The sequence below is a fragment of the Bacillus sp. RO1 genome, assembly GCF_012524115.1.
Classification (GTDB): Bacteria; Bacillota; Bacilli; order Bacillales; family Bacillaceae_I; genus Sutcliffiella_A.
Window position 1 is genome coordinate 1 of record NZ_JAAZWB010000007.1, and the last position, 4,554, is coordinate 4,554.

Genomic DNA, 4,554 nt, shown 5'->3' on the forward strand with positions numbered 1-4,554 from the left:
TGCCCAAAATCATCCTTATTTTCAACATCTAACCACACTTCAAATGTTATGAAAAATTAAACCTTATAGAAATATTGAGAATAAGCGAGAAAACAAGAGTTATCTCTTTCTTTATAGAGGGAGTTTAGTGGAATAAAAACAATTTTATTATTAGGGGGATTATATGCTTTTATCACTATTTGGAATATCAACATCTTTATTCGGAATAGCTCTTATTTTAACATCAAGTGGTTCAGCAACTATGTTCGGACTGTTTACATCATTTGCTGGACTAATAGTTTCATTTGTCGCATTTCTCTTGGGTGAATTTAAAAAAGTAAAAGATAACCTGAAGTAACGGGTGCTTTTGTTCAACAAGCTATAAGCTATTTTAGGAATAAGCCAATATTTTAGATATTCTATTAAATAGGGCGATTGTTTAATTTGAGCTGATTCTATGTACTAACAGAACAATAGACTAAAAATGGTGGTGCGTAATGGGAATACCTAAATATCCTGTAGTTCCTAAGTTAACAAGTAAGCAAATTAACGATATAACAGAAATAGTATTTTTAAAAGAGGTTGAACCTAAAAAATGCGATGCAATATTTGTCTTCGGAGGTTCACACCCTGGTAATTGGATGAAACCTTTAGAAGCATATGATAAGGGATTAGGAGACCATATTATTGTAACTGGTGGAGGTAGTTCGTCTAATATGCGGCATCCTGAATGGAATAATAGCGGGATGTCTGAAGCTGAAGTAATAGTTAAAAACTTAATTGAAAATGGTGTTCCTAGAGATGTTATTAGCTATGAAACTTCATCTATGCACTCAATTGCAAATGTAATTGAATCGAAAAAAATTTTTAATTTCGAAGGTTTAGATCGTTTGTTGTTCGTTAGTAAAAGTATTGCCACAGGGAGGCAGTACCGTACTTTAACAAAGCATCTTCCATCGAATATAGAATTTATTCCGTATCCATTTGACACTAGCTTTGATGGTCAAACAACCATAACTAGAGATAACTGGATGTTAAATGAAAATAATAAGTCACTTGTTTTTGGTGAGTTTTTAAGAAATATGATATATGGAATAGAAGGTGTAATAATTGCTCCAAAAAAGGAAGTTGCTGGACTACAAGACATTGTTTCACATTATAAATTAATGTTCGTATGATGGCTGTAAAAGGAATTTAGTAGCAATGAAAAAAGTTTAAACTAATTGGAGGTACTATAAACCCCATCTTCCATTATATAGGAGCCTTTTTTAAATAAGCCAATATTCACTCATAAAAAGACCGACTCTTTGTAAAGTCGGTCTTTTTATGAGAATTTCCTTGTGAATCAGCAAGCGTCTTATTGGTAATTACATTATGAGACTATCCATGATTTTTGTCTGTTTGCACCTCACAAGTTTTCCAGTCACTAAGTATCTTATTTAAAAAATGTTTACATAATTCTTTTAATGGCTTTGTTTTACCGATTCTCTAGGTATGAAGGGATTGGGTGTGCTTTTGAGTATTTTAACCGGCTTGTCTTTTAGAACTGTAAATAAAAAGCAGCCAGCAATAACAATGATACTGCCCACAGCTTGAATCAATGTCATTTTCTCTCCTAGAAAAGCAAAGGCTAAAACGGTTGTAAAAACGGGATTGAAATTCAAGAACAATCCTGAAGTATTGGGTCCCAGTTTATTCACTCCGATATTCCAAAGGACCATACACAGGACGGTTGAGACCAGGCCAGTATACAAAATAGATTGAACAAATGAAGTATCTATGTTCGTTACCTTGAAGTTTGAGATGTTAAAAGGAAGCAGGACAATAAGACCGAATATCCCGGAGTAAAGAATTGACATCATCGGTGTGACGGTGGTCATCGCCCATTTGCTGCAGACCGAATAAATTCCCCACATTCCCACGGCTACCATCATATAGAGGTCTCCCACATTAAACTTCATCATAAATAACATTTCATAGTTCCCTTTTGAAAGGACAAGCATAACTCCAAATAATGAGACGAACATGGAAAGGAACTGAAGTGGATTCATTTTTTCTTTTAGAAAAAAGAAGGAAAAAGCAGCAATTGAAAACATATTTAAGGTTGAGATTAACCCAACATTCGTGGCAGATGTTTTTTCTAGGGCCATGAATTGCAGTGCCTGAAATAGGGCTACACCTGTAACGCCCATTAAAAACAGGGGCAGGAGGGCTTCTTTTGTTGGGAACAGCTTTTTTTCTTTTCGCCAAACAAGTGGGAAAAGGCAAATAATCGCAATCCCCCATCTTAAAATTGTCAAAGTTCCAGGAGAAGCATGATCTACAAGGGTTTTTCCCACTATAAAATTTCCGCCCCAAAGAAAGCTGGTTAATAGCAATATAGAATAATATTTCAAAGCATTTAGCCCCTTTTCGTTTTATAGGATGTGTTAAAGCTTACTGGTTGTTTTTGAATCCCTGTTGCCTAGAGCGTAGAGATAAGAGCTATAATGCACAATGTCAGTATCTATATGAAATATCTTATCATTTACCTTCAAAAACAAAAGAACATTTTGTATAATGTAATAAAATCAAAATAAATGAAAGAATAATAGATTATTAGTTTAAATAATTCATTTTATGATCGTGGTTTTGTATGTTGTTGGAATAATTGAAAAGGTGGAATTAATTGTGGAATCGATTGTAAGCAAAGTTTTGGACAATGTGGATATTAAAATCTTGGATTTACTGCAAAATGATGCTCAACTAAGCAATCTGGAGCTTTCAAAACGGGTCAATTTATCGGCGCCAGCTGTACATGCAAGAATCAAGCGGTTAGAGGCGGAAGGATACATAAAAAAGCAGGTCGCCATTTTAAGTCATGAAAAGCTGGGCTTTGATTTATTGTGCTTCGTGTTTATGAGTACAAATCTGCATCAGGCTGAAAAACTGGAATCCCTTGAGAAAACATTGGAATCAATGGAGGAGGTTCTGGAGTGTCATTGTTTAACAGGGGAGTACGATTATTTATTAAAAGTAGCCTGCAAGGATCGCAAGGGGCTAGAGATGTTCATTAGAAGGTTGAATGAATTGGGGATTACCAAAATACAGACAAGTTTGGCACTAAGGGAGATTAAGGATTCGACTGTGCTGCCGATACAGGAGGAGGGGCGTTTATAAAAAATGACATACCTTTCAGATAGGCTTCACAGAACCCACCATTATTAATATTATCTTGAATTCGAGTCTGCTAAAGAGGGCTATCCTTTAACAAGTAACCATCATAATCAAGAATTAGACGACTTTAATTTTCTCTGATAATGGAGTTTATTTGAAGATGACTTTAAATTTTTAAATTTGTGTAGGTAGAAAATCGTATTTTGGTTAGCCTATTGATTAAAGGATTCAATAGAAAGTGGTGAACGAATTGAAAATAAAATACACATTTTTACTACTATCATTGATATTCGCAAGCTTTTCTTTCGAAATGAAGGCCAATATAGTATATGCCTCCCAAGATACCCAACATAGTGAGATTGATTTAAGTAACATAACCTATATTAAATCAGAAACAGAAAGGGATATTGAATTGGAAGAAGCGTTTAGCAAGGTATATAATTTAAAACGCGGAGAACATAAAATTAAGTATTATTATAATAGAATAGATCTTAATAATGATAAGAAGCCTGAAACATTTGTTTATTTGTCAGGTCCTTATGTTTGTGGAACGGGTGGCTGCAGTGGTCTTATCTTTCAAGAAGTTGATGATGAATATAAACTTGTATCAAGGTTTAGTTTGGTAAGAACTCCTATCATTATTCAAGAGAAAATGACAAATGGTTGGAAAAATATTATGATGTATGTTGCAGGTGGTGGTATTACACCAAGTTATAAAGAGCTAAAGTTCAATGGTGAAACTTATCCATTAAACCCCTCTGTTCAACCAGATGTAAAAAACGGAAAGATAAAAGGCGTTGGAATAATTAGTGATGATATTTCCGAAAATACTGGGATAAAGTTTTAAATATTTTATTTTGTCTATTCATGAAAAGGGCGCTAATCTGAAATAAGATCAGCGCTCCGTTTAAATTTTAGGCCCATTATCCGAAATAGATTTGAAGTATTTTGAGTAAGGAGAGTTATTATTGAGATTTAACTAGGAGATTTTCTTTATTAAGATATTAATTAAAAAAAGATTCTCAACTGTCGGGCGTGATTCTGTTTCTAGAATTTGCGCTCGTTTTTGATTCTAGGCTCATTTAATTAGAAAATCAATCGTAAGAAGTTTTGAAATTTATATTTAAATAGAAAAGGTTAGTATGAACTAAGGATTTCGAATTAAGAATTAATCGAAGAAAGACACAGTAGAGGCTGGGACAAAAGTGTTTTAGTCTAAATAAAACCCGAACTAATTTAAAATCTTAAATTAGTTCGGGTCTTTTTTCGTTTAAGAGATACATTTGTTTTTTGGGTTGCACCAGCTGTTGATTGGAGCAAAAGGCGAAGACTCCTGAGGGAGATAGCGGTAGCTTGAGACCCCGCAGCGGAGCGAGGAGGCTCAAGCACCGCCCCTAGGAAAGCGAAGCCATTTGTGGA

General features: G+C 34.4%; 4 protein-coding genes. 3 read left to right on the forward strand and 1 reads right to left on the reverse strand.

Features of this window, described 5'->3' with window-relative positions:
* Positions 1-476: 476 nt before the first annotated feature.
* Positions 477-1,157, forward strand: coding sequence for a YdcF family protein (locus HC179_RS00130; protein WP_168862493.1), 681 nt, complete (start codon positions 477-479; stop codon positions 1,155-1,157).
* 285 nt (positions 1,158-1,442) lie between these two features.
* On the opposite strand, the gene HC179_RS00135 is transcribed toward HC179_RS00130, so the two are convergent.
* Positions 1,443-2,375 (reverse strand): DMT family transporter, encoded by a 933-nt coding sequence (locus HC179_RS00135; protein ID WP_168862494.1) that lies wholly within the window; start codon positions 2,373-2,375, stop codon positions 1,443-1,445.
* A 274-nt stretch (positions 2,376-2,649) separates the two neighbouring features.
* On the opposite strand from HC179_RS00135, the gene HC179_RS00140 reads away from it, so the two are divergent.
* Complete coding sequence (locus tag HC179_RS00140) at positions 2,650-3,138, forward strand: winged helix-turn-helix transcriptional regulator (RefSeq protein ID WP_168862495.1); 489 nt, start codon at positions 2,650-2,652, stop codon at positions 3,136-3,138.
* Between the two features lie 247 nt (positions 3,139-3,385).
* The gene (locus HC179_RS00145) at positions 3,386-3,982 is read left to right on the forward strand and encodes a hypothetical protein (protein ID WP_168862496.1); all 597 of its coding nucleotides are present in this window, start codon (positions 3,386-3,388) and stop codon (positions 3,980-3,982) included.
* The last annotated feature ends 572 nt before the right edge of the window (positions 3,983-4,554 follow it).

Excerpts from the sequence above, each read along its gene's own strand:
- HC179_RS00130 (WP_168862493.1), top strand. The coding sequence starts at position 477 with ATGGGAATACCTAAATATCCTGTAGTTCCTAAGTTAACAAGTAAGCAA.